The sequence below is a fragment of the Limnohabitans sp. genome, assembly GCF_044361645.1.
In the GTDB taxonomy this organism is placed as follows: Bacteria; Pseudomonadota; Gammaproteobacteria; order Burkholderiales; family Burkholderiaceae_C; genus Limnohabitans_A.
The window spans coordinates 36,738-59,240 of sequence record NZ_JBIKIL010000004.1 but is presented as its reverse complement, the minus strand read 5'-3'; the positions used below and the strand labels follow the sequence as shown (position 1 = coordinate 59,240).

The 22,503-nt window shown below is 61.7% G+C and carries 23 protein-coding genes and 1 other RNA gene; 8 read left to right on the top strand and 16 right to left on the bottom strand.

Translation table 11 applies throughout. The annotated features are described in order from the left end of the window. Positions 1–16: 16 nt before the first annotated feature. From ACIQ39_RS01455 to ACIQ39_RS01440, 4 genes are all read right to left on the bottom strand, one after another. Positions 17–1,282 carry a M20 family metallopeptidase gene (locus ACIQ39_RS01455; RefSeq protein WP_396432827.1) on the bottom strand — a complete coding sequence of 422 codons (1,266 nt, stop codon included), beginning with the start codon at positions 1,280–1,282 and terminating at the stop codon, positions 17–19. Beyond that, on the bottom strand, positions 1,279–3,138 hold the full coding sequence (gene uraD, locus ACIQ39_RS01450) for a 2-oxo-4-hydroxy-4-carboxy-5-ureidoimidazoline decarboxylase (protein WP_396432826.1): 1,860 nt from the start codon (positions 3,136–3,138) through the stop codon (positions 1,279–1,281). The genes ACIQ39_RS01455 and uraD overlap by 4 nt, the downstream gene beginning before the upstream one ends. A 128-nt stretch (positions 3,139–3,266) precedes the next feature. Continuing rightward, complete coding sequence (gene puuE / locus ACIQ39_RS01445) at positions 3,267–4,229, bottom strand: allantoinase PuuE (RefSeq protein ID WP_396432825.1); 963 nt, start codon at positions 4,227–4,229, stop codon at positions 3,267–3,269. A gap of 18 nt (positions 4,230–4,247) precedes the next feature. Further along, a complete protein-coding gene (locus ACIQ39_RS01440; RefSeq protein ID WP_396432824.1) occupies positions 4,248–4,913 on the bottom strand; it encodes a GntR family transcriptional regulator in 666 nt (221 codons plus the stop codon). A 202-nt stretch (positions 4,914–5,115) separates the two neighbouring features. On the opposite strand from ACIQ39_RS01440, the gene uraH reads away from it, so the two are divergent. Beyond that, positions 5,116–5,469, top strand: coding sequence for a hydroxyisourate hydrolase (gene uraH, locus ACIQ39_RS01435; protein ID WP_396432823.1), 354 nt, complete (start codon positions 5,116–5,118; stop codon positions 5,467–5,469). A gap of 93 nt (positions 5,470–5,562) precedes the next feature. Next, positions 5,563–6,138 (top strand): thermonuclease family protein, encoded by a 576-nt coding sequence (locus ACIQ39_RS01430; RefSeq protein ID WP_396432822.1) that lies wholly within the window; start codon positions 5,563–5,565, stop codon positions 6,136–6,138. Positions 6,139–6,333: 195 nt separating this feature from the next. On the opposite strand, the gene ACIQ39_RS01425 is transcribed toward ACIQ39_RS01430, so the two are convergent. From ACIQ39_RS01425 to ACIQ39_RS01390, 8 genes are all read right to left on the bottom strand, one after another. Further along, a complete protein-coding gene (locus tag ACIQ39_RS01425; RefSeq protein WP_396432821.1) occupies positions 6,334–6,840 on the bottom strand; it encodes a hypothetical protein in 507 nt (168 codons plus the stop codon). 149 nt (positions 6,841–6,989) lie between these two features. Further along, positions 6,990–8,063, bottom strand: a complete 1,074-nt coding sequence (locus ACIQ39_RS01420) for a dicarboxylate transporter/tellurite-resistance protein TehA (protein WP_396432820.1) — start codon at positions 8,061–8,063, stop codon at positions 6,990–6,992. A gap of 14 nt (positions 8,064–8,077) precedes the next feature. Next, the gene (locus tag ACIQ39_RS01415; RefSeq protein WP_396432819.1) at positions 8,078–8,761 is read right to left on the bottom strand and encodes a cupin domain-containing protein; all 684 of its coding nucleotides are present in this window, start codon (positions 8,759–8,761) and stop codon (positions 8,078–8,080) included. A gap of 11 nt (positions 8,762–8,772) precedes the next feature. Continuing rightward, positions 8,773–9,897: a flavin monoamine oxidase family protein gene (locus ACIQ39_RS01410; protein ID WP_396432818.1), complete on the bottom strand. Its 1,125-nt coding sequence runs from the start codon at positions 9,895–9,897 to the stop codon at positions 8,773–8,775. A gap of 13 nt (positions 9,898–9,910) precedes the next feature. Next, positions 9,911–10,573 (bottom strand): SDR family NAD(P)-dependent oxidoreductase, encoded by a 663-nt coding sequence (locus tag ACIQ39_RS01405; RefSeq protein ID WP_396432817.1) that lies wholly within the window; start codon positions 10,571–10,573, stop codon positions 9,911–9,913. A gap of 77 nt (positions 10,574–10,650) precedes the next feature. Then, entirely contained in the window at positions 10,651–11,124 is a 474-nt protein-coding gene (locus ACIQ39_RS01400; RefSeq protein WP_396432816.1) for a cupin domain-containing protein, read from the bottom strand. A 106-nt stretch (positions 11,125–11,230) separates the two neighbouring features. Further along, entirely contained in the window at positions 11,231–11,932 is a 702-nt protein-coding gene (locus ACIQ39_RS01395; protein WP_396432815.1) for a type 1 glutamine amidotransferase domain-containing protein, read from the bottom strand. Between the two features lie 165 nt (positions 11,933–12,097). Beyond that, a complete protein-coding gene (locus ACIQ39_RS01390) occupies positions 12,098–12,682 on the bottom strand; it encodes a TetR/AcrR family transcriptional regulator (RefSeq protein WP_396432814.1) in 585 nt (194 codons plus the stop codon). Between the two features lie 348 nt (positions 12,683–13,030). Between ACIQ39_RS01390 and xdhA the strand changes: the two genes are divergently transcribed. The 5 genes from xdhA (at position 13,031) to ACIQ39_RS01365 (ending at position 18,456) form a co-directional block, all read left to right on the top strand. Continuing rightward, complete coding sequence (gene xdhA, locus ACIQ39_RS01385; RefSeq protein ID WP_396432813.1) at positions 13,031–14,506, top strand: xanthine dehydrogenase small subunit; 1,476 nt, start codon at positions 13,031–13,033, stop codon at positions 14,504–14,506. Beyond that, on the top strand, positions 14,507–16,903 hold the full coding sequence (gene xdhB, locus ACIQ39_RS01380) for a xanthine dehydrogenase molybdopterin binding subunit (protein ID WP_396432812.1): 2,397 nt from the start codon (positions 14,507–14,509) through the stop codon (positions 16,901–16,903). 25 nt (positions 16,904–16,928) lie between these two features. Further along, on the top strand, positions 16,929–17,111 hold the full coding sequence (locus tag ACIQ39_RS01375) for a hypothetical protein (RefSeq protein WP_396432811.1): 183 nt from the start codon (positions 16,929–16,931) through the stop codon (positions 17,109–17,111). 116 nt (positions 17,112–17,227) lie between these two features. Next, the gene (locus tag ACIQ39_RS01370) at positions 17,228–17,980 is read left to right on the top strand and encodes an MFS transporter (protein WP_396432810.1); all 753 of its coding nucleotides are present in this window, start codon (positions 17,228–17,230) and stop codon (positions 17,978–17,980) included. Continuing rightward, positions 17,959–18,456 carry a hypothetical protein gene (locus ACIQ39_RS01365; RefSeq protein ID WP_396432809.1) on the top strand — a complete coding sequence of 166 codons (498 nt, stop codon included), beginning with the start codon at positions 17,959–17,961 and terminating at the stop codon, positions 18,454–18,456. Before ACIQ39_RS01370 ends, ACIQ39_RS01365 begins: the two co-directional genes overlap by 22 nt. Before the next feature lie 7 nt (positions 18,457–18,463). Here ACIQ39_RS01365 and ACIQ39_RS01360 read toward each other — a convergent pair whose 3' ends face one another. Continuing rightward, on the bottom strand, positions 18,464–18,622 hold the full coding sequence (locus ACIQ39_RS01360; protein WP_396432808.1) for a hypothetical protein: 159 nt from the start codon (positions 18,620–18,622) through the stop codon (positions 18,464–18,466). Between the two features lie 167 nt (positions 18,623–18,789). Here ACIQ39_RS01360 and rnpB point away from each other — a divergent pair. Continuing rightward, positions 18,790–19,142: RNase P RNA component class A (rnpB, locus tag ACIQ39_RS01355), an RNA gene on the top strand. Between the two features lie 194 nt (positions 19,143–19,336). On the opposite strand, the gene ACIQ39_RS01350 is transcribed toward rnpB, so the two are convergent. The 3 genes from ACIQ39_RS01350 to ACIQ39_RS01340 all read right to left on the bottom strand — a co-directional run bounded on the left by ACIQ39_RS01350 (position 19,337) and on the right by ACIQ39_RS01340 (position 22,418). Beyond that, positions 19,337–19,858: an Rrf2 family transcriptional regulator gene (locus ACIQ39_RS01350; protein WP_396432807.1), complete on the bottom strand. Its 522-nt coding sequence runs from the start codon at positions 19,856–19,858 to the stop codon at positions 19,337–19,339. A 183-nt stretch (positions 19,859–20,041) separates the two neighbouring features. Next, complete coding sequence (locus ACIQ39_RS01345; protein ID WP_396432806.1) at positions 20,042–20,752, bottom strand: S4 domain-containing protein; 711 nt, start codon at positions 20,750–20,752, stop codon at positions 20,042–20,044. Position 20,753: 1 nt separating this feature from the next. Then, on the bottom strand, positions 20,754–22,418 hold the full coding sequence (locus ACIQ39_RS01340; RefSeq protein ID WP_396432805.1) for an MBL fold metallo-hydrolase: 1,665 nt from the start codon (positions 22,416–22,418) through the stop codon (positions 20,754–20,756). Positions 22,419–22,503: the final 85 nt, after the last annotated feature.

Genomic DNA, 22,503 nt, shown 5'->3' with positions numbered 1-22,503 from the left:
CAGGTATGCTTTTGGCTTACGTCAGCAAATCCAGCAAGGTGCGCGCCACCACCTTGGTGGCGCGGCGCAGGTCTTGCAGTTGCACATGCTCGTCGGCGCGTTTGGCGTTGGATTCGCGCACGGTGCGCGGGCCTGCGCCGTAGATCACGCCGGGGATGCCGCGCTCCACGTACAGGCGCACGTCGGTGTACAGCGGTGTGCCGATGGCGGCTATGGGCTCACCAAAGACTTGGCCGCCGTGTTTTTGAATCGAGTCCACCAGTGGCTTGTTGCCGGGCAGGGGTTTCATGGCGTTGGCCAGCAGCATGCGGCGCACATCCACTTTCAGCACATGGCCACCGCGTGGCGGCTTGAAGCTCGCCGCCGCATCGGCAATGGTCTGGCGGATGCTGGCTTCGACTTCTGCGGGGTTCTCTTCGGGGATCATGCGGCGGTCGAGCTTGAAGCTGACTTTGCCGGGCACCACGTTGGTGTTGGTGCCGCCTTCGATCAGGCCCACGTTCAAATAAGGGTGGCTGATGCCTTCGACCTGGGATGTGACTTGCAGGTATTGCGTGTTGAGGGCGTGCAGGGCGTTCAAGATGTGCACCGCGCCTTGCAGCGCGTCGGTGCCGCTGTCGGGGATGGCCGCGTGCGCCATCTCGCCTTGGACGGTGACTTCCATTTGCAGGCAGCCGTTGTGTGCGGTGACGACCTGGTAGCTGAAGCCTGCGGCGATCATCAGATCGGGTTGGGTCAGGCCCTTGGCCAAAAGCCAGCCGGGGCCCATTTCGCCGCCAAACTCTTCGTCGTAGGTGAAGTGCAGTTCGACGCCGCCCTTCAATGGGGCTTTGAGGGATTCGAGCGCGCGCGTGGCAAAGGTGAAGGTGGAGAAGTCGCACTTGCTGACTGCCGTGGCGCGGCCGTACATGGCGCCGTTGTGGATTTCGCCGCCATAGGGCGGGTGTGTCCAACCTTCGCCCGGGGGCACCACGTCGCCGTGGGCGTTCAGGGCAATGGTTTTGCCTTCGCCGTATTTGCGGCGCACGATCAGGTTGGTGACGGACTCCAAGCCATAGGCTTTCACCTCGGCTGTGGGCACGGTGTGCTTTTCGGCCACAAAGCCCATGGGGGCCAGCAGCTCGGCGGTGCGCTCGGCGTGGGGCGCGTTGTTGCCGGGTGGGGTGTCGGTGGGCACCTGCACCAGGGCTTGCATGAACTTGACCTGCTCGTCAAAGTGCGCGTCGATCCAGGCGTCGAGTTGTTGGTATTGAGTTTCTTGATTGACGTTGGGGGCGCTCATGACAATTCCGCTGTAAGTTGGTTCAAAACATGGGTGAAGGCGTCGACACACAGTTGCATGTCGCAGCTGGTGGTCGATTCGCGTGGGTTGTGGCTGATGCCGCCGTTTTCGCCGCGCACAAACAGCATGGCTTGCGGCATGACTTCGTGCAGCTTCATCGCATCGTGGCCTGCGCCGCTGGGCAGTTTGAACAGCGGCACGCCCAAGGCGCTCACCGCGCGTTCCCAGCGCGCTTGCCATTCGGGGGCGCTGGGGGCCGCGTTGGCGCTCATGGTCAGCTCGGCTTTGACGCGCACGCCTCGGCGCTCGGCAATTTGGTCGAGCTGGCTCATCACGTCGGCGACCAGCGCGTCGCGCTGGGCATCGGTGGGGGCGCGCATGTCCAGGCTGAACAGGCAGCGGCCCGGCACCACGTTGATCGAGCCGTTGGGCACTTGCAGCTGGCCCATGGTGGCCACACTGTCGCCGTCTTGGGTGGCGCGTTGCTCCATGTAGAGCGCGAGTTCGGCCACGGCGCAGGCCGCGTCGCGGCGGCGGTCCATGGGGGTGGTGCCTGCGTGGCTGGCGGTGCCGAAGACCTCGCACAGGTAACGCACGCTGCCGTTGATGGAGGTGACCACGCCCAGCGGGATGTTCACTTCGTTGAGCACCGGGCCTTGCTCAATGTGCACTTCGACAAAGCCCAGGTACCGCGTCGGGTCGCGCTGGATTTGGGGGATGTCGTCGATGTTCAAGCCCGCGTGCTGCATGGCGGCGCGCATGGTGATGCCGTCGGCGTCTTGCTGGTCCAGCCAAGCGGGGTTGAACTGGCCAATCAGCGCACCCGAGCCCAAAAAGGTGGCTTTGTAGCGCTGGCCTTCTTCTTCGGCAAAGGCCACCACTTCGATGCCAAAGGGCAAACGCTTGGCTTGTTGGTGCAACTGCTGCACGCAGGCCATGGGCACAAAAATGCCCAAGCGCCCGTCGTATTTGCCGCCGTTGCGCACGGTGTCGTAGTGGCTGCCCGTCATCAGGTACCGTGCCCCCACGCTCCCCACTGCGTGTGGTTCGCTGCCCCCCGAGGGGGTGATCGCCAGCTTGGGGCGGCCCGGCGCTGGCTCGTTTGCCCCCGCTGTGGCAGGGTGGTAGCGGCCCACCACATTGCCCACGGCGTCGGTGTAGACCTCGTCAAAGCCGCAGTCGCGCATGCTTTGCGTGATGCGCTGGGCACAAGCGCGGTGCGCGTCGGTCAGGTAGGTGACGGTGAGTTGGCCTTCTTCAGCAAAGCCGGGGTCACTGTGTTGCGCCAGTTGTTCTTGCCAATCCCAGACCTGGTGGCCCAGCGTGGGCACCACGCCAAACTTGTCGTTCAGGCGGATTTCGACGATGCGGTGGATGTGGCGCAGGCACTCAGCCAACTCCATGTCGGGGTGGCCAAAGAGGCGGCGCTCGAAGGCCTCGATGATCTGTTTTTTGCGCAAGCCCACACCGCGCGGGCCGCGCACCGCCAGGATGAAGGGCCAGCCGAATTTGGCGTTGTAGTCGGCGTTGAGTTGTTGAATCTTGGCGAACTCTTCGGGCGTGCAATGGATCAGGCCCGCTTGGGTCTGTTCGAGGGTCGATTCGCTGGTCAGCGTTTGGCTGACCATGGCCTTGCCCGCCAGCTCGGGGTGGGCGCGGATCAGGCGGAGCTGCGCCTCGCGCCCGGCGTGCGCCAGCACCTCGCACATGGCGTGCTTGAGGTGGGCCAGCGAGGTGAAGGGGCGTTGCTTGAGCGCTTGTTCGGCGATCCAGGGCGAGTGCTCATACAGGCCGTCCAGCATTTGCGCGGCATCGGCGTGCGATGCGCTGTTGAGTTGTTCAAGTGTCAAGGGCATGGGTATTTCCGTGAAGGTTTGAATAGGCCGTTGTCTTTTTGTAGGAGCCCACCCTGTGGGCGATAGGGGCGGAGGTGGTCCACGAGCCATCGCGCAAGCGAGGCGTTCCAGCAGGAGGAGTAAGGCGTTCACTCTGCATAAGGGTGTGTCGCCTTCCAATGCCGTGCGATGTCGATGCGCCGGGCCACCCAGACCTTGTCGTGCGACTGGATGTGGTCCAAAAAGCGTTGCAGCGCGGTGATGCGGCCCGGGCGTCCCAGCAGACGGCAGTGCATGCCGATGCTCATCATCTTGGGGGCGTTGCCACCCCCCTTTTCGGTGTCTGGGTCACCCTCGGCGTACAGCGCGTCAAACGTGTCCTTCATGTACTGAAAAAACGGGTCGGCGTGCGAATAGCCTTGGGGCAGCGCAAAGCGCATGTCGTTGCAGTCCAGCGTGTAGGGCACGATGAGTTGCGGCACCACACTGCCGTCGCTTTTGCGCACCTTCATCCAAAACGGCAGGTCGTCGCCGTAGTAATCGCTGTCGTACTCAAAGCCGCCAAAGTCGGCCACCAAGCGGCGGGTGTTCGGGCTGTCGCGCCCGGTGTACCAGCCCAAGGGCCTTTCGCCGGTGAGCTCTTGAATGATGTGCATCGCCTCGGCCATGTGGGCGCGTTCTGTGGCTTCGTCGATGTGTTGGTAATGAATCCATTTCAGGCCATGGCAGGCGATGTCGTAGCCCAAGGCTTGGAAAGCCGCCGTCAGTTCAGGGTGCTTTTGCAGCGCGGTGGCCACGCCAAACACGGTCAGCGGCAGTTGGCGTTTTTCGAATTCGCGCAGGATGCGCCACACGCCCGCACGCGAGCCGTATTCGTAGATGCCTTCCATGCTGATGTGCCGCTCGGGGAAGGACGCGGGGTTGAACATCTCGGACAAAAACTGCTCGGAGCCCGCATCGCCGTGCAGCACCGAGTTTTCGCCGCCTTCTTCGTAGTTCAAGACAAACTGCACCGCGATGCGCGCGCCGCCAGGCCACTGCGCGTGGGGCACATGGCGGCCGTAGCCCTTCAAGTCGCGGGGGTAGGGCAAGGTGCTGTCGTAGGTGCGCATGGCGGGCAATGGAAAAGTTCAGGCCAAGGCCAAAGAGATGTCGTGGGTGGGCACTTTGCGGTCGAAGGTCAGGCAGGCCTCAACGTGCAGCAGGTGTTCGTGCATCAGGCGAACGGCCAGCTCCGAGTTCTTGGCTTCGAGCGCGGCCACGATGCCCACGTGCTCGTCGGTGGAGTGTTCGGCCTCGTTGCGCGACTGGTACATCAGCGTGATCAAGGCGCAGCGCGAGATCAAGTCGCCCAGCACTTGCGCCAGCACATCGTTGTGCATCAACTCGGCCATGCGCACATGGAAGTCGCCCAGCAACTCGGTGCGGCCGGTGATGTCGCCTTGTGTCACCGCCTCACGCTCTTGCCGGATGTGATCTTTCAGCGAGGCAATTTGTGCCGGTGTGACCTGCTGCACAAAGGCGCGGGTCATCTCGGCCTCGAGCATGCGGCGCACGGCAAACACCTGCTGCGCCTCTTGCACCGAGGGCGCGGCCACAAACGCGCCGCGTGCAGGCTCCAGCCGAATCAAGCGGTTTTGCGACAGTTGAAACAGGGCTTGACGCACCAAAGTGCGCGACACGCCAAAGTGGTCGGCCAGTTTTTGCTCGGCCAACTTGGAGCCGGGCAAAAGCCGGTGCTCCACGATGGCGCGGGTGAGCGATTCGACGATGTGGTGCGTGGTGGATATGTCCATGTCTCGCGGTCCCTTTGAGGGGCTGTGCCCAGGTGTTTTGGTCTTGTTGGTCGCCATCATAGCCTTGGAGGTTAAAATTGTATACACTTCGGTCGACTGGTTTGAAGGCTATTTTGAAGGCCATTTCGAAAGCGGGCCGCACACCCATTTCAAGCCCTGTAAATCCCCTTTTCCATCCTCCCCGACGAAAGCGAGCCACACCATGGGATTGAGCACACACGTTCTGGACACCATGCACGGCTGCCCCGCAGCGGGCATGCAAGTGGCCCTGTACACCACACAGGGCGAGCAGGCCACTTTGGTCAAAAGCTTCACCCTCAACCACGACGGCCGCAACCCCGACGGCCTGCTGTACGCGCACGACAGCCTGCGCCAAGGCACCTACCGCCTGGTGTTCAATGTGAGCGACTACTTCAAAGCCAAAGGTGTAGAACTGCCCGAGCCTAATTTTTTGAACCGCGTGTCGCTGGACTTTGGCGTGGCGCACGAAGACCAGCACTACCACGTGCCCCTGCTCGCCAGCCCCTGGAGTTATTCGACGTATCGCGGCTCCTGAAATCAATTGGGGTCAGATCCCGATTGTTTGAGTTTTTGGGGCGCTGCTTGGGACTTGCTTGGCAGACCACGGCCACTTGGCTAAGCTCCCGCCATGGTGAAGCTTTGGGCCGTCATTTTTCCATTGAGCTTGTCCGCTTGTGGTGGGGGTGATGGCGTCAGTTTTGCGCCTGCAACGGCGGCAAGGCATTGCGGTGTTCATGTGGGTGCCGAGCGCCTCGCGGGGCTTGTCATGTCGGTGCATGACGGCGACACCATCACCGTGGCCGAAGAGTCGATCCGACTGGCCAGCATCGACGCCCCCGAGCTGGACCAAGCCTATGGCCAACAATCGCGGGCGCAATTGGCCGCCATGGTGTTGGGTCAGACGGTCACCGTCACCTACGCGGGAAAGGACCGCTACAACCGGGTGGTGGGCACGGTGTTCACTTTGGATTGCCGTAACACCAACCTGAGGCAAGTCGCTTCTGGGGCCGCTTGGTACTACGAGGCCTACCGGTGTGAAATCGACAGCCATCAACGCACCGCATTGGCGACGGCTCAAGCTTCGGCCAAGGCCGCAGCGCTGGGCCTGTGGGCCACACCCGCTGTGGCCCCCTGGTTTTACCGCAACGGTGTGGACCCCCAAGTGCCCGAGACCTGCCCCAACGGCGATGCGGCAAGCGATTAAATGGGATCTGACCCCAATTTTTCTGACCCCAATTTTTCAATTTCGACCCCAATTTCTTTCCCGGCAAGCAATTAAATGGGATCTGACCCCAATTTCCCTTAAATGGGATCTGACCCCAATTTCCCCCTTAAATGGGATCTGACCCCAATTTCCTGACCCCAATTTCCCCTGCCCCAATGGCGACGCGGCAAATGGCTAACGGGGATCTGCCGCCAAGGCGTTGTCAAGCCCTTGGAGTAACTGGATTTGCGGGAAGTGCAGGTGGTGCATCAGTTCGCGCACAAACACCACCGTCGCAAAAAATCGGGCGGTGGCTGGCAAGCTGTCCTGCGGGGCGGCTTGGCCCATGGACTGCATCACCAGGCGGCTGAAGGTTTGCTCGACCGCGTCCACGTGCAAGACGGGCGAACCGGCCGTCGTGCCGCTGGCTTGGGCCAAGGCGAGCACATCGGCATCGCGGCTGAACAATTGCGCGCCTTCGGGCACGAGGATGCGGGCGGCCTGGATGCGGTCTTCGGTCCATTCGATGGCGCGTTCCAGTTGCGCAGCATTGAGCCTGCCGTTTTTGAAAAACAAGGCCTCCATGGCCGCGTGACCGATGTCCATGCGCCCAAGCACGGTGCCGCTGGCGACCCCTTCGGCCGAACAGGCTTGCAACTCAGCGGTCAGCGGGCTGAGAGATAAACACATTGAGGAACCCATGATCAACTCCAAGTTAAAAAAACGCTGCGCTTGGCCCCCCGCACTGCCATGACCGTGCGCAGCCCTGCATGCATATTCACCCATTCACCCATTCACCCATTCACCAGCGCACCAAGTAATCCGTCTGTCCATTGGCCAAGCAGATGGGCTCATCGCTCAGCTGAAGTTGCGGCCGGGGGGGCCATCGCAGGCGTTGGCGGCGCGGGCACCGCAGGGGGCCACAAGCGACCTTGCCGGGCCAGGCCCAGCGTGCGCCACAGCAATGTGGCCATGACCAGGTTGGCCACGCCAAACAAGACCGGGGTCAACAGTGGCCACAGCGCTTCTTCGGGTGCGCGCACCTGCATGCGCAGCGCCATGGTGGTCAGCGCCATGATGCCGAAACTGAAGGCCCAATAACTGGGGGCAAAGCCCGACTGCAAGGTCCAAGGCAACAAACGCGCCGCCAGCAAAGCTTGGTACAGACCGTAGCCCAAGAGCATGTGCGCCATCAAATCGGGCGGGCCCGAGGTCAGCGCCATGTAACTGAGTCCGCCCACCACCGCTGGGGCCAGTTGGATGCCCTGCAGCGGGCGCTGCGCAGCGTCCAGGGCGCTGAGCGTGGCGGCCCGGCCCATCACCATCGACTCCAGGGCGAGCCAAGAAAACAGCCCCGCCCCGAAAAACAAGCTGGCCAACGTGGTCCAGCCAAAGCTGGCCAAGGCGGTGGCGGCGACAAAGTTTTGTGCCACGGTGGGCAGGTAGACCGAGGCGTTGATCGATTCTGGGGCGCGTCCACCTTGCCAAAAACGCCCTGACAGCCACAGGCTCATGCCCAATTGCGCCACCAAACCCAGACCCAAAAGCACCCAAGCCACAGCAGGAGCGAGAGTTTTCAAGCTGATGGCGGCCAGCAGGGTGGAGACCGTCACCAAAGCCGCCATGGCCGAGGGCACGGGCAGCTTCAGTTCTGCACGCGCTGCGCTGGGCATGCGCCACCAGGTGCGGGCGTAGGCCAGCAAGAGCAAGGCCCACAGGCCCAGGCCCAGCGCCATGGCCAGGTGCACCAGCACAGTGGGCAAGGGCCAGACCTGCGCTGCGGCTTGCCAGCTGTGTCCCCAGGCCAAGGTGCCCACGGCCATGCCAAAAAAGGCCACGGGCATGGGCTTGGGGGCCTGATCCGGCAATGCAGAGGGTTGGGACGCAGGCATCGAGTTGGACCCTGAAAAGTGCTTGAGCAACATGGTTTGCGCCTTCTTCAAGCCGACACGGGGGGCTGCTGCATGCTGTCCAAATGGTGCAGCTTGACCCACAGCTTGGCCCCTTGCGCGCCGGTTTGGGCGTGCAAGCGGCTGCCGCTGGGCAGGCGCAACCAAGAATCGGGCGCGAAGTTTTCACCGCCTTCGCTAAAGCCCCCTTGCAGCACCAAAAACTCGCCGCCATGCGGCAAATCCAGATCAATGCTGTGCTGCGGTGCCCACGCTTCCAGGCGCACGTCTTCCAGGTCATCGCGGTACAGGGGCGAGACCTGCACGCCGGGGCGCTGCGCATCGTGGATGCGCGCCATTTTGTCGGTCTGCACAATGACCCGGGTGCGGTCTTGCGGGTCAAACTGCCACAGCTTGACAAAAATCGTGCAGCCCTGCGCCGAACCCGGGGTGTGCCGGGTGGTGGGTGGGTTGCGGATGTAGGTGCCTGCGGGGTAGTCGCCGTGCTCGTCTTGGAAGACGCCCTGCAGCACCAAAAATTCTTCACCGCCCGTGTGGGTGTGGGCGCTGAAGTGGCTGCCCGGTGCGTAGCGCACCAAGCTGGTGGCTTGCGCCACTTCGTCCCCCACGCGGTGCAGCATGCGGCGCGCCACGCCCGGCATGGGCGAGGCTTGCCAGTCGTGTTGGGCGGCGTGGATCACGGCTCTTTGTTTCAGGTCGGCGTGCAGTTGCATGGTGTGCTCCTTCAAGTGTTTGGCACCAGGGTCTGGGGTGTGAGCAAGGCCATGCTTTTGAGCAAATCGGCCACCGCCAACTCCGCTGACTCCAGCGCACCTTCCAAATAGCCGCCATGGTCGGGCGCGCGTTCGGTGCCCGCCAAAAACACCCGCTCGCGCCATTCGGGCGGCACCAGGCCTTCTTGGTACATCGGATGGTAAGACAAGGGACGCATGTCTTCCTTGGCTGCGGTCAGGGGTTCTTGCGCCCAGTCTTGCGCCTCATGCCACAGTGGTGTGGCCGCCTGAGGGCCAAACAGGCGCACCAGTTGCGCCAAGGATTGGCGCTTCAATTCTTCCAGGCCAATGCCTGCTCGGTAAGCCGGCGAGGCACCCACAAAACCAAACAAGGCGGCTTGTTTTCCAGTGGCGTCCGAGGCGTCATGGATTTCAGACATGGGGCCGCGCTGGCTCATGCCGTCACCCGACAGGCCCGCCTCACGCCAAAAAGCGCTGGGGTAGGCCGCGACAAACTTGGCTTGTCCCGCCATCCACGTGGGGGTGGCTTGCATGGCTTGGAGCATGGCTGTGGGCCACGCAGGTTCCAGCGCCATATCTTGTGCCCACAAGCGCGGTGGGATGGTGACCACGACCTGAGACGCGAGTTGGCTCCAGCGACCGCTGGTGTCTTCCAGCTCGAGTTCAACCGCATGCGGGCGCAGTTTCAAGCCCAGCACACGCGTGTTGGTTTTCAGTTGCACCGTGTCGTCAAACTGGGCACGCAATGCATCGGTCAATGCTTGTGTGCCACCGACAATGCGGTAAGACGAGGGGGACTGCTCCCATGAACTTTGGTGTTTGTATATTTTTCCGTCTTGGCCTTCCATCACGGCAGCGCCTTTGCTGTGCTGTGGGAAAGAGGCCAAACCCATTTTTTGCAGCAAGCTGCTCATGCGCGGGTTCATGCCAGGCCAAAACCAAGCGGGGCCCAAATCCAGACGGTGTTCCGAGGCCGTGGGTGACACGCTCCATACACGCCCGCCCATGCGCTCGCGGGCTTCGATCAAGCACACTTTGTGACCGGCTTGCTGCAGCAAACGGGTGGCGTACAGGCCACTCAGGCCAGCGCCAATGACAACAACAGGGTAAGACATCGTGATGCTCCTTTCAGCTTTTGGCCGACATCGGCCGAAGATCGAGTTCATGGGTCCAAGCGCTGGGCGCTTGGTGAAAAAGTTGCCAGTACACTTCGGCCAAATCCTTGGCGGCCATGCTGCTCGCCTCTTGTGCAGCATCAAATCTTTGCTGGGTTTTGTCTGACCAAATCAGGCCATCCAAAATCGTGTGGGCCACATGGATGCCGTCGCTGGTGTGCTCTCGCGCCAAGCTTTGTGCCAAACCGCGCAAGGCAAATTTGGCGCTGCTGAAGGCCGAAAACAGCGGCCCAGCGCGCAAGCTGCCCGAGGCGCCGCTGAAGATCAAACAGCCGCCTCCTTGCGCACGCAGCCTGGGGATGGCTTGCTGCGCCACGTTCACCGCCGTCAGCGTCATCGACCGCCACACCTGTTCAAACACCTGCGGCGTGGTGTCCATGAATGCCTGACGGTGAAACTGCATGGCATTGTGGATCACCCCCGCCAAGGGTTTGGCAGGGTCGAGACCGTCAAACAAAGCGGCTGTGGCACGGGCATCGCTCAAATCGGCATGCACATGGCCCACGCCCCGGCGTGAGACCGGCACCACGTGGTAGCCACCCGCACTGAAACGCGTTTGCAAAGCTTGTCCCAAGCCGTCACTGCTGCCGGCAATCAAAACTGTTTTTTCTGGCATGGTGTGTCACTCTTTCTGGGGTGTGGAAATCATGAACCCGCCCAACAAAACGCTGACGGGCCCATGAAGTTCGATGCTCATTTTTTCTTTTGTTCTGCCGCTTCAAAGTCGCGTGGCCCTTTGAATGTGATGAACCAAACACATTGCTCCGATTCACAGGAGTCGCCATGGGCTTCTTTGGCCGGTTGGTACCAGTAACTGCCTGGTTTCATTTCTACCGCTTGAGCCTGGGTTTGGTTGGCACCCCAATGCTTCATCGTGCCTTTGATCACGACCAATTCGTAGTCCGAACTGTGCGTGTGCATGGGAAAGGCCCCGCGGCCCATTTTCATGATGATGGAGGACCCTTCTTTTTCTGGATTGCCACGCACCGGGGCGATTTGAGGATTGCCAGGTTCTTTTTTCGAGAAGTTCAAGCTTTCATAGGGCACCACTTTCATCGTGGCCTCTTGGGCGTGGGCATGAACCGCCCACCCCAACACCATGGCAAAAGCCAAAATGCCTTGTGCAATGAAACCCTGCCAGCGAATGTTTGCTTTATTTTGTTTCATAAATGACCTCCGTTTGGTATGTTAATGCTGTTTAAATCGAATAAATGAGCTTGGCGCCTTGGTCTTTGAACAAAAATCCTGCGCCCAATTCGCCAAGCCCGATGGATCAAGCCTTCAGGCGTTCCGCCAAGGCTTCTGCCAGCGGAGGGGCAGAAGCTGGGCTTTGACCCGTCATCAAAGGTCCATCAATGACCACATTGGCTTCCCAGTTGGCTTTGCTTTGGTACTTGGCACCACGGCCTTTGAGCTCGTCTTCCAACGAGAACAGCAGGTGTTGCAGCAGCTCAATCTCTGTGTCTTCGTCGTTCTTGAAGCCCGTCAGGCTGACCCCCTTGACCAAGTACTCGCCATTGGGCAGCTTCACGTCGCGCAGGATGGCCGGTGCATGACACACCATGGCGATGGGGCGGTTGCTGGTGTAGAAGTCCTGGATCAGCTTGATCAAGTGCGAGTCGTGGGCCAAGTCCCACAACAAGCCGTAACCACCCGGGATGAACACCGCGTCAAAAGTGTTGTAGTTGATGTTGCGCAACTTGCGTGTTTCTTTGGCCGCGTGCAAGGCCACCTCGTCGCTCAAGAAGCGGCGGGTGTACTCGGTGGTGAAGGGCGCTTTCATGCTCAGCCAGTCGATGGGGGCCTCGCCGCCGTCGGGCGAGGCCAACACCACCTCGTAACCGGCCTCGGTCAAGATGTAATAGGGCGCAGCCAACTCGGTGAACCAAGTGCCCGTGTGTTTGCCGCTGATGCCCATTTCGTCCACCGAGGACATGACCAATAAAACGCGCTTTTGTTTGTTACCTGTCGACATGAAAAACTCCTTCTGTCCGCAGTGCGGATCGTTTGATTTCACTCAGATGCGAGAACCATTTCCCCCATCCCTCACTTGCTTCACCCCCTGGCCTTGGCCCCAAGGTGTTGCTCTTTTTGCATAAACAACCTATCAATAGGTAGGTTATGCGAATAAAAAAATGACTTAAGCCGTCACCCCCGAAAGAAACACATCACAGGTGCGGCGTGGACCCATGGGCTGGCTGACGCTGCGGCCCACCAGCATGGCACCTTCCAGCAAAGACAAGAGCGTCTCGGCCAAATCTTGCGCACTGTGCCGCTGATGCCATACGCCGGACCTCTGCCCGTCTTGAAAAGCCCTTTGCAACCAGCTCAAGTTCAACTCAAAAAAACGACGCACTTCGGTGTTGACGGCTTCGTCCAAAGAGCTGGACTCAGCGCCCAGCATGCCGCACACGCACAAGCGGTGGTCATGGCCAAAGGTCGTCTCAAACAAATCGGCATAGGCCAGTAAGCGCTGGTGTGGCGCACTGAACTGGCGGTCAATCTGCCCCAAAGCGTCTTCAAACTGCTGGGTGTAGCGCTTGACCACCGCCACACCCAAGACCACTTTGGTCGGAAAATGGTGGTGGATACTGGCCTTGCGCATGCCCACCGCTTGAGAAATGTGTTCAAAAGAAAAGCCGTTGTAACCGACTTGCTGCACCAAGGCTTGCGCCACATCGGCGATGCGCAAGGCAGAGGGTGAAAGTTCAGTGTCGGTGTTCATGGCGGTGTGTGCTTTGGTTGTTTACCTATCAGTTGGTAGGTTGAATTATGCAGCATAAAAACAGGGACAAGGGCTTTATTTTTAAAAACCCCAAGAAAAAAAAGACTACTGAAATGAACGCGCCCCAATATCAGTTGCCACCACCCAAGCAGGCCCCCCGAAAAGGCATGCCTTGCTCAATCGGTGGCGTGTACCGCGTGGGCTGCCAAGGACGGTGTTTCAAAAGCATGCTTTTTGCCGCCCTCGGTCAAAAGACAGGCGGCTCGGTGTCCTCAGCTTCGACAAAAGCTGCGCCAAGTCGGGCGCTGCCTCTTTAGAATGAGGTTTTGGACCGATACCTCCCGAACCATGACCCAAGTCACCAACACCGTGCGCTTTGTGCTCGACGGCCGCATCGTCGAAGCCCAAGGCGAGCGCCGCACCACCACCGTTCTCGACTACCTGCGCGAAGAGCTGCACCGCACTGGCACCAAAGAGGGCTGCGCTGAAGGCGATTGCGGTGCTTGTGTGGTCATGGTGGGGGAGCTCAATGCCGCGGGCACGGGCGTGGACTACGTGGCCACCAACGCCTGCATTCAGTTGCTGCCCTTTTTGGATGGCAAATCGGTCAAGACGGTGGAGAGCCTGAAAAAAGCCGACGGCACGCTGCACCCGGTGCAGGCCGAAATGGTCAAGTGCCACGGTTCTCAGTGCGGCTTTTGCACGCCCGGGATCGTGATGAGCTTGGTGAACCTGGTGCAGGTCTTGCCAGCCCCAAACCGCCAGCAGATCACCGATGCGCTCAGCGGCAACCTGTGCCGCTGCACCGGTTACAAGCCCATCATCGATGCGGCCACACAGGCTTGCGCCAAGCCCGAAGCGCTCAAGATCGACGACAGCGCCGATCTGCCTTTGCTCAAAGAAATCCAACGCGCCAGCGTGCCCACCTTGAGCTTGGACGGTGAGATCATCGTGCAGCCTGTGGTGCGCACCCGCAAAGGCAACGAATTCGTCTCGCCCGCCACCCTCGCTGAAGTGGCCGACTACATGCTCAAGCACCCCAGCACCACGCTCTTGGCCGGCAGCACCGAAATCGGTTTGCAGGTGAACAAGCAGTTCTCGCGCCCTGATCACATCCTGTACCTGGGCAATGTGGCCGAGTTGCGCCAGGTGTCTGAGACCGCCAGCGCCTGGCGCATTGGCGCGGCGGTGTCGCTGACCCAAGTCGAAGCGCTGCTGGCCCAGGCTTACCCCGACTTCACCGAGGTGCTGCGCCGCTTTGGCTCACCCCCTATCCGCTCCACCGCCACCTTGGCGGGCAACATCGCCAACGGCTCACCGATTGGCGACACCATGCCCTGCCTGATGGCGCTGGGCGCCAGCCTGGTGCTGAGCCGGGGCGACAAGACCCGCAAGCTGCTGCTGGACAAGTTCTACACCGGCATGAAGAAAAACGTGATGGTGCCCGGCGAGTTCATCGAAGCCGTCGAATTGCCCAAGCCGGTGGCGGGCCAAGTGTTCCGCGCCCACAAGGTGAGCAAGCGCTTTGAGCAAGACATTTCGGCCACCTGCGCCGCCATCAGCTACACGCTGCAAGCCGGCAAACTGAGCGGTGTGAGACTGGCCTACAACGGTTTGGCGCCATCGCCTTGCCGCGCACCTAAGCTCGAAGCCGTGCTGGAAGGCCGTGCCCCGGGCGATGTGAAAGCCGCCGATCTGGACGCCGCGATTGCCGCGAGTTTTACCGCACGCGACGGTTTGCGCGCCACCTGGGGCTATCGCGCCCTGGTGGCGCGCAACCTGGTGCTTGAATTCATTGAAGAACAAACGAAAGAGGTGGCTTGAATGAACGCTCCGACCCTCATCAAAAACCTGTTGCCTGCATCGGGCGTACAGCAAGGCAGCGACATCGTTCACGAGTCCGCCCATCTGCACGTGACCGGCTCGGCCACCTACATCGACGACATCCCCGAACACGCAGGCACCTTGTATGCCGCACTCATCTTGTCGCCGGTGGCGCATGGTGAGTTGATTGGCGACGGCATTGACCGCGCAGCCATTTTGAAAGAGCACGGCGTCGTCGCCGTCTACACCGCCAAAGACATCCCCGGCGAAAACAACTGCGGCCCCATCATCCACGACGACCCCTTCCTCGCCGCTGGCAAGGTCGAGTTTGTCGGCCAGGCGGTGGCGGTGGTGGTGGCCCGCGAGATGCTCTACGCCCGCGAAGCCGCCCACAAAGCCCAGGTGCTGGTGAAAGAACTCCCGCCCATCTTGACCATCGAAGAGGCCATGGCGGCCAGCAGCTTCATCATGCCGCCCAAGGGCATCACGCGCGGTGACGCTGCGGCGGCCATTGCCAGCGCCCCGCACAAGATCAAAGGCAGCACCCGCACCGGCCAGCAAGAACAGTTTTACCTGGAAGGCCAGATCACTTACGCCGTGCCCAAAGAAGACGGCCAGCTCACGCTGTATGTCTCGACCCAGCACCCCGATGGCAACCAGCGCGAAGCCGCGCACGCCCTGAACCTGCACACCAACGATGTGGAGGTGATTTGCCGCCGCATGGGCGGCGGCTTTGGTGGCAAAGAGGGCAACGCCAGCATCTTCAGCCAAAGCGCCGCCTTGGCCGCGTTCAAACTGCAAAAGCCGGTCAAGCTGCGCGTGAACCGCGACGACGACATGACCATCACCGGCAAACGCCACGATTTCCGCATCGACTACGAAGTGGGTTTTGACGGCAACGGCCGCGTCTTGGGCGCGGACATCACGCTCATGTCGCGCTGCGGATACAGCACCGACTACTCCGGCCCGGTGAACGATCGCGCCTGCCTGCACATCGACAACACCTACCACCTGCCCGCGCTCAAACTGGTCAGCCACCGCTGCAAAACCAACACCCAAAGCGCCACCGCTTTCCGCGGCTTTGGCGGCCCGCAGGGCATGTTCGGCATCGAGACGGTGATGGACGAGATTGCCATGACATTGGGCAAAGACCCACTGCAGGTGCGCAAGCTCAACCTGTACAAAGACCCGGCCATCAGCGGCACGCCCGACACCATGACCACCCAGTACCAGCAGTTGATTGAAGACTGGGTGGGCGACCAGGTGATCGACCAGGTGGAGCAGGAATCAAATTACGCCGAGCGCCGCGTTCAGATTCAAGCCTTCAACGCCCAAAGCAAAACCCGCAAGCGCGGCCTGGCCTTGGTGCCTCTCAAGTTCGGCATCAGCTTCACCGCCACCCACCTGAACCAAGGCGGCGCGCTGCTGGTGGTGTACATGGACGGCTCGGTCAGTTGCAACCACGGCGGCACCGAAATGGGCCAGGGCCTGAACACCAAAATGGCGCAGGTGTGTGCCGATGGTCTGGGCATCAGCGTGGACAAGGTGCGCATCACCGCCACCGATTCACAAAAAGTGCCCAACGCCTCGGCCACCTCGGCTTCGAGCGGTGCCGACATCAACGGCGCGGCCATCATGAACGCCACCGCGCAAATGCGCGAGCGCTTGAAGCCGGTGGCGGCCCGCCTGCTGGGCTGCGCCGCCGAAGACGTGGGTTTTTCTAACAACGAAGTGCACGATGGCTCGAACCCTCAGGGCAAATCTGTCAAGTGGGCCGATGTGACCAAGCAAGCGTACATGGAACGTGTGGGTTTGTCGGTCACGGGCTTTTACATGACACCCGAAATCAAATACGACTTCACCACCTTGACGGGCCGGGCCTTTTATTACTACTGCTACGGCGCTGCCGTGAGCGAAGTCGAAATCGACACCCGCACCGGCGAGTGGTGGCTCAAAGCCGTGGACATCGTGCACGATGTGGGCCGCAGCATCAACCCCGCCATCGACAAAGGCCAGATCGAAGGGGCGTATGTGCAGGGCATGGGCTGGCTCACCATGGAAGAGTGCATTTGGGACCTTCGTGGAAACGCGAACGGGAAAGGACGGGGCAAACTGCTGACCCACGGCCCCAGCACCTACAAAATCCCGGTAGCGGGCGACATCCCCGAGCACTTCAAAGTGAGCTTGTTCGACAACGCCAACCTCAAACCCACGCCTTTCAACAGCAAGGCCACGGGCGAGCCGCCTTTGATGCTGGGCTTGTCGGCCTTCTTCGCCTTGCGCGACGCGGTGGCGGCCAGTGCCAAGCACCAAGCGGTGGTCTACATGGACGCGCCGGCCACACCCGAGCGCATCTTGATGGCCTGCGAAAAAGCCAAGGCCTCAGCGGGCCTGTGAGGGCCCCATTTTCAGGAGCACAGCCATGTCAGACGATCCACGGTGCTGCGGCACCGGCACTTGCATCATCAACGCCGAAGGCCTGTGCTGGTGCGGCCAGCGTTGGGATGGCGAAAAAATGTGCTTCATGCCCGAGTCTGCCAAGCCAACAGCGGAACTGCAAAACGCCGAGCCCTCCAAGCAGCCTTCACGCGCTGGGCAAGACTGAGCGCAGCCCAGGCATGACCCACCCCCACACCCTCACCCGCTTGAGGTCATGCAGAGCTTGAATTTGGGCGCGTGGCCGCCACAGTGAGCGCCTCAGCCGCCCCATCCCCGCCCGCCATGCACTGGCGTGACCCGTTCCGGGTGCGGAGTTTTCGTTTCCAGTGGCCGGCCGATCTGGCCACGTCTTGGGCTTTCGAGATGGAGGCCATCGTGCTGGGCTGGTTCATCTTGGTCGAGTCGGGCTCGGTCATGATGCTGGTGGTCTTTGGCGCCTTGCAGTACCTGGGCGCTTTGGTCTCGCCCCTGTTTGGCGTGGTCGGCGACCGCCTGGGCTACCGTCGCATGCTGGTCCTGTCGCGTGCTCTCTATGCGGCGCTGGCTGCCAGCTTCATGCTGCTGGCCTGGCTGCAAGCCCTCACGCCGACGCTGGTGCTGTTGATGGCCGCTTTGGCAGGCCTGGTGCGTCCCTCGGACATGATGATGCGCAACGCCTTGATCGCCCAGACCTTGCCACCTCGGCATTTGTTGGGTGCTTTAGGCATCTCGCGCATCACCTCGGACTCGGCCCGCATCGCCGGTGCCTTGGCTGGTGCGGCGGTGGTCGCGTGGCTGGGCATGAGCTGGGCTTACGCGCTGATCACCGCGCTTTACACGCTCAGCTTTGTGTTGTCGTGCGGGGTCTCGGGTGTGCCTGCCCCAGCCCATGACGCGGTGCGCGTATCGCCCGTGCGCGATTTGCAACTGGCATTTGGCTATGTCTGGACGCGCCCGGTGCTGATGGCCGCCATGGCCTTGGCGTTTTGGTCAACCTGCTGGCTTTTCCATTTTCTTTGGGCTTGCTGCCCTATGTGGCCAAAAACATTTACCTGACCGACCAGACGGGCTTGGGCTGGCTGGGTGCCAGCTTTGCCTTTGGGGGCTTGGTGGGCTCGGTGGTGCTGAGTTCTCACCGCTTTGAGTTTCGCGCTGCACAAACCATGGTGCTGGCGGCAGCGGTGTGGTTTGCGGTGGATGTGCTGTTCGCCTTCAGCACGCAGTTGGGCGTGGGCATGGCCTTGCTGTGGCTGGCGGGCCTGGCGCAAAGCCTGTGCATGACGCCCTTGGCAGCCGTGATGCTGCGCGCCACAGGGCCCGCTTACCGGGGCCGTGTCATGGGCATGCGCATGTTGGCCATTTGGGGCTTGCCACTGGGTTTGATGTTGTCGGGGCCACTGATTGACCGCTGGGGTTATGCCGCCACAGCCGGTCTGTATTCGGCCTTGGGCCTGCTCTTGACCGGGGCCATGGCCTGGCATTGGCGCGCCCACATCTGGGACGCCAAAGCCCCGGCCAATGCGCCTTTGTGACGCAGGCTCAAGCCTTCGCAGGCGATGGCGAAGACCCGGGATCCCGTGCCGGTCCTCGATGCTGCCGCCCGGCTTGCTGCGCTCGGATGTGATCCCACACCTGCGCGTCGCTGCCCAACAGGCGCTGTGTGCGCACATGCGGCGTGTGGCCTCTGGTGTCGAGCATGGCGTGCGCTTGCATGTGGTTTCCAAGGGCTTGGCAAGTGGCTGGGCCGCATTGCGCTGCAAGTTGCGCGGCATGGATGTCTGGTGTGGCAAAGAACGCGCGCTGAATGCGGGCTTGAGCCCATCTGTTGCCTGCCGTGCTGGGCGCGCAGGCGATAATCCGGTTGTGAAGCTCGCCAGACCGTCGCTGGTGCGATTTTCGAAAGAAAGCACTGGAGGAACGTCCGGACTGCACAGGACAGCGTAGGAGGCAACGCCTCTCCACCGTGAGGTGAGGATCAGAGCAACAGAGACGAGCCGATTGAGTTCGGGTGAAACGGGCAATCTCTACGCGCAGCAATACCAAGTAGGCCTTCCTGAAGGGGCGCGGTTCGCCGCATTCCTTCTCCCTGTGGTTCCGTGGGGTGAGTTGGCGGGTAGGTAGCACCGAGCCGGGTGGGCGACCCCCGGCCCAGAGTAATGGCGGTCACACAGCGGGCAACCGCTGTGCACAGAATCCGGCTTATCGGCGAGCTTCACACTTTTTTTCGCCCCTGCCAACGCAGCCTTTGACGCCGCCTGTCACCGCCAAATCAGCGCAGCCAGGCACCGCGAGCGGAGCCCGCAAAGGCATCGCGAAATCACCCCGCACCGTTGTTGCGAGCCAAGCAACAGCCGGGGAATGGCAACAAAAAACCCGCCGAAGCGGGTTTTTTGGCAAACGCTCAAAGGGCCATCAGCCGCGCGACGGCATCAAGCTGCCAGCCAATGCAAACACGGAGTTGGGGGCCGTGATTTTCAATTGGCTTTTGGGCTTGGCAAACACCCCGCGTTTGACGGCTGGTGGGGGAGCGGGCTCAACGGTCACGCCCTTGGATCGCTGCTCGGCGACCAATTGGCGCAGGGTGATGGATTGCAGATGGGTCAACATTTTTTCGTTGAGACCCGCCCACAGGTCACTGTTCATCCAACCGCCTTCGGCTGAAGCTTCTTCTTCGCTGGGGGCATCCACGGCGCCGACGATGTCAGCCATGGTGATTTTTTCAGCATTGCGCGACAAAGAATAGCCGCCGCCGGGCCCACGTGTGCTTTCAACCAAACCGTGCTGGCGCAGTTTGCTGAACAGCTGTTCAAGATAGGACAAGGAAATTTGATGGCGCACGCTGATGGCGGCCAACGAGACAGGTCCACGGTCTTCGCGCAAGGCCACGTCGATCATGGCGGTCACGGCGAATCGGCTTTTGGTGCTCAAACGCATGGTGGGCTCCTTTCTGCGTTTTGATGGACAGACTTTGTGGGCCATCCAGTGGGGTCAAGGCTGCAAATGCTGCAGGTGTGACTGAGGTTTCATTTTCTCAGACTCTTTTGACAGATGGTGATAAACCGGACTTATTCAAGGGTAAAACTCGCTTTTTATGCCTTTTGGCGAATTAAAAACAGATTAAAACCGCTCGTAAGCCTCCAGCTGCCGCCATTGACCCAGCTCAAGAGGTGCCAAACTGAGACGCCCCACACGCTGGCGGCGCAGGTCTTGCAGGGGGCATTGGCTGTCCAGCCAACGGCCCAAATCCAGCCCGTCGATGTCCTTGCCCGCGATGCGCAGCACCGTCATCTGCTCGGTTTGGCGGTTGATGCTGGCGCGCAGGCCAGGGCCGTTCAGGGCCTTGACCAGGCTGCCTGGCACTTCGCCGCCCAGCGTGGCCATCCATTCTTGTTCCATCGGGCTGCGGCGGTCTTCCAGGTGGCGCAGCACGGCCACATCGTCTGAAAAAATGCACAGACCGCTGGCGGGTTTGGCCAGGGGCAGGGGCATGTTCATTTTGGCCAGGCGCTCCGGTCCCCACAGGCCGGCTTGCGCGGCTTTGAGGCCGGCCATGTCTTGCAACCAGGCCAAGTTGGCCACCCGGTCGGAGGGCTTGAACAGCACCAAGGTCATGGGGGCCAAGGCGGCCATCGACACCAGGCGGTTGACGCTCACGGCTTGCAGGTCTTTCACGCGCCGGGCCGGGTCGGTGACGACCTGGCCTGCGACTTGCACCCCACCGGCCACGATCAGGGCTTCGGCTTCGCGGCGCGAGCAGTTTTGCGCGGCGGCAACGCGTTTGGCCAGGCGAATGCCTTCATCGGTGGAAATCATCAAATCTTTCAACATCTCAATCGTTTTTCAACAGACCTTGTTCGCGGATGTGGTCTGCGTGGGCTTGCAAGGAGCGCGCGGCCACAGGCCATAGGCGGGGCGGCACGTCGTCGTAGGCTTTTTCCACCCATTCTTGCAAGCTGCCTTGGGGCAAGGCCTGCATGGCGGCAGCGATTTTTGCCTCGCGCCGCAGGCGGTGGGCTTTCAGCTGTGTGATGGCTTGGTGGGCAAAGCCCAGCACGTAACCGTGCGCGGGCAAGATGAATTCAATGCCACCCGACACGCAAGCAGCGGCCAGTTTGTCCAGCGAGTCGAGGTAATCGCCCATGTGGCCGTCGGGCGGGTCGATCACGGTGGTGCTGCCGTTGAGCACATGGTCGCCCGAAAACAACAGACCGTCTTCTTCGAGCACCAAGCACAGGTGGTTGGCCGCGTGGCCGGGGGTGTGCAGCACGCGCAGGGTGTGGGTGATGTCGCCCTGGCTGCCCACGCCTTGCAGCACCAATTTTTCGCCATCGGCCAATGCCCGATCGGGTGTGAAACGGCTGTTGGCGCGTGAGCTGGGGCCTGAGGCCAGACCCAAAATGGGCGGTTTGTGCGTGCACAAGGCCTGCAGCGGGGCCGCGCCAGGGGAATGGTCAGGGTGCGAGTGGGTGCAGACAATGGCTTTGATCTGCCCGCCCGCCGCCCGCCACAGGCGCTGCAAGTGGGCTGGGTCGGCCGGGCCGGGGTCGATGGCGATGTAGCCGGTGCTCGGGTCGCCCACCAAATAGCTGTTGGTGCCGGGGCCGGTCATCACGCCGGGGTTGGGCGCGGTCAGGCGCTGCAGGTTTTGCAGCAGCGGCACGGCCAGTTCGGTTTGCCAGTCCAGGTGGTGGTGGATCTGCCCGTCGGGCGTGACCAGGGCCAATTCGCCAAAGGGCGGCTCGTGCTCCATGTAACGGGCTTCCTGGCCCGCCAGCCAGCCCGCGCGCGGGCAGCTGGTCCACAGCGGCTCGTCGTTCACGGCGCAGGCCTGCAGCACAGCCTCCACCGAGGCAAAGGCTTTCAGGCGCTCCAAGGTGCGTATGGTGGGAAAGACCATGAAAAATTGCCCGGCCGCATGCCGCGCCAGCGCCTCGGCCGGGTGCACCCAACTCGGCTCAAACTGCTCGGTTTCGTCGGCTACCGGGGTTTGCCCTTCGGGCATGCGGGCCACCAAAAACGGCACATCAAAGCGGCGTGGCAGGTCGCGGTCGGTGACCCAGTGGGCCAGCACAAACACCTGGTCGGCTGCCAGCGTCAATCCCCGGGCTTGGCACTGCTGAGCGAAAGCGCCTGGCGGGCTTTGCCGGTCGATGGCGGCGATGTCGTCGGCATCGGCCCAACTCCGGTCGGGGTGGCGTGCCAGCAAGACCCCCAGCTCCTCAAAACTTTCGCGGATCGCGGCAATGGCTTGTGTGAGGTGCAAGTCGCTTTGGCGGGGTCTGCGTGTGGCCATGCCGTGGCTTTGCGCATCGGCAGCATCGATGCCGCCACCGGGAAACACATAAGCCCCCGGTGCAAAGCTGGCCGTGGTGGCGCGGCGGGTCATCAGCACCTCGATGCCTTGCGGGCCATCGCGCAGCAGCAGCACGGTGGCGGCAGGGCGCAGCGGGGCGGGTTCACGTTGGGGGTGCAGGAGTTGGGAGGTGCGTGCCATGCTGCATTATCGGGGGACGGATGGGCCAGACCCGGTCACCCGGTTGACGCGTTCAGCCGGTTGGGGCCTGGGGCGATAATCGCGC

Coding starts and splice junctions, on each gene's coding strand:
- ACIQ39_RS01455 (WP_396432827.1), bottom strand. CDS start 1,282: ATGAGCGCCCCCAACGTCAATCAAGAAACTCAATACCAACAACTCGAC.
- uraD (WP_396432826.1), bottom strand. CDS start 3,138: ATGCCCTTGACACTTGAACAACTCAACAGCGCATCGCACGCCGATGCC.
- puuE (WP_396432825.1), bottom strand. CDS start 4,229: ATGCGCACCTACGACAGCACCTTGCCCTACCCCCGCGACTTGAAGGGC.
- ACIQ39_RS01440 (WP_396432824.1), bottom strand. CDS start 4,913: ATGGACATATCCACCACGCACCACATCGTCGAATCGCTCACCCGCGCC.
- uraH (WP_396432823.1), top strand. CDS start 5,116: ATGGGATTGAGCACACACGTTCTGGACACCATGCACGGCTGCCCCGCA.
- ACIQ39_RS01430 (WP_396432822.1), top strand. CDS start 5,563: ATGGTGAAGCTTTGGGCCGTCATTTTTCCATTGAGCTTGTCCGCTTGT.
- ACIQ39_RS01425 (WP_396432821.1), bottom strand. CDS start 6,840: ATGGGTTCCTCAATGTGTTTATCTCTCAGCCCGCTGACCGCTGAGTTG.
- ACIQ39_RS01420 (WP_396432820.1), bottom strand. CDS start 8,063: ATGTTGCTCAAGCACTTTTCAGGGTCCAACTCGATGCCTGCGTCCCAA.
- ACIQ39_RS01415 (WP_396432819.1), bottom strand. CDS start 8,761: ATGCAACTGCACGCCGACCTGAAACAAAGAGCCGTGATCCACGCCGCC.
- ACIQ39_RS01410 (WP_396432818.1), bottom strand. CDS start 9,897: ATGTCTTACCCTGTTGTTGTCATTGGCGCTGGCCTGAGTGGCCTGTAC.
- ACIQ39_RS01405 (WP_396432817.1), bottom strand. CDS start 10,573: ATGCCAGAAAAAACAGTTTTGATTGCCGGCAGCAGTGACGGCTTGGGA.
- ACIQ39_RS01400 (WP_396432816.1), bottom strand. CDS start 11,124: ATGAAACAAAATAAAGCAAACATTCGCTGGCAGGGTTTCATTGCACAA.
- ACIQ39_RS01395 (WP_396432815.1), bottom strand. CDS start 11,932: ATGTCGACAGGTAACAAACAAAAGCGCGTTTTATTGGTCATGTCCTCG.
- ACIQ39_RS01390 (WP_396432814.1), bottom strand. CDS start 12,682: ATGAACACCGACACTGAACTTTCACCCTCTGCCTTGCGCATCGCCGAT.
- xdhA (WP_396432813.1), top strand. CDS start 13,031: ATGACCCAAGTCACCAACACCGTGCGCTTTGTGCTCGACGGCCGCATC.
- xdhB (WP_396432812.1), top strand. CDS start 14,507: ATGAACGCTCCGACCCTCATCAAAAACCTGTTGCCTGCATCGGGCGTA.
- ACIQ39_RS01375 (WP_396432811.1), top strand. CDS start 16,929: ATGTCAGACGATCCACGGTGCTGCGGCACCGGCACTTGCATCATCAAC.
- ACIQ39_RS01370 (WP_396432810.1), top strand. CDS start 17,228: ATGCACTGGCGTGACCCGTTCCGGGTGCGGAGTTTTCGTTTCCAGTGG.
- ACIQ39_RS01360 (WP_396432808.1), bottom strand. CDS start 18,622: ATGCTCGACACCAGAGGCCACACGCCGCATGTGCGCACACAGCGCCTG.
- ACIQ39_RS01350 (WP_396432807.1), bottom strand. CDS start 19,858: ATGCGTTTGAGCACCAAAAGCCGATTCGCCGTGACCGCCATGATCGAC.
- ACIQ39_RS01345 (WP_396432806.1), bottom strand. CDS start 20,752: ATGTTGAAAGATTTGATGATTTCCACCGATGAAGGCATTCGCCTGGCC.
- ACIQ39_RS01340 (WP_396432805.1), bottom strand. CDS start 22,418: ATGGCACGCACCTCCCAACTCCTGCACCCCCAACGTGAACCCGCCCCG.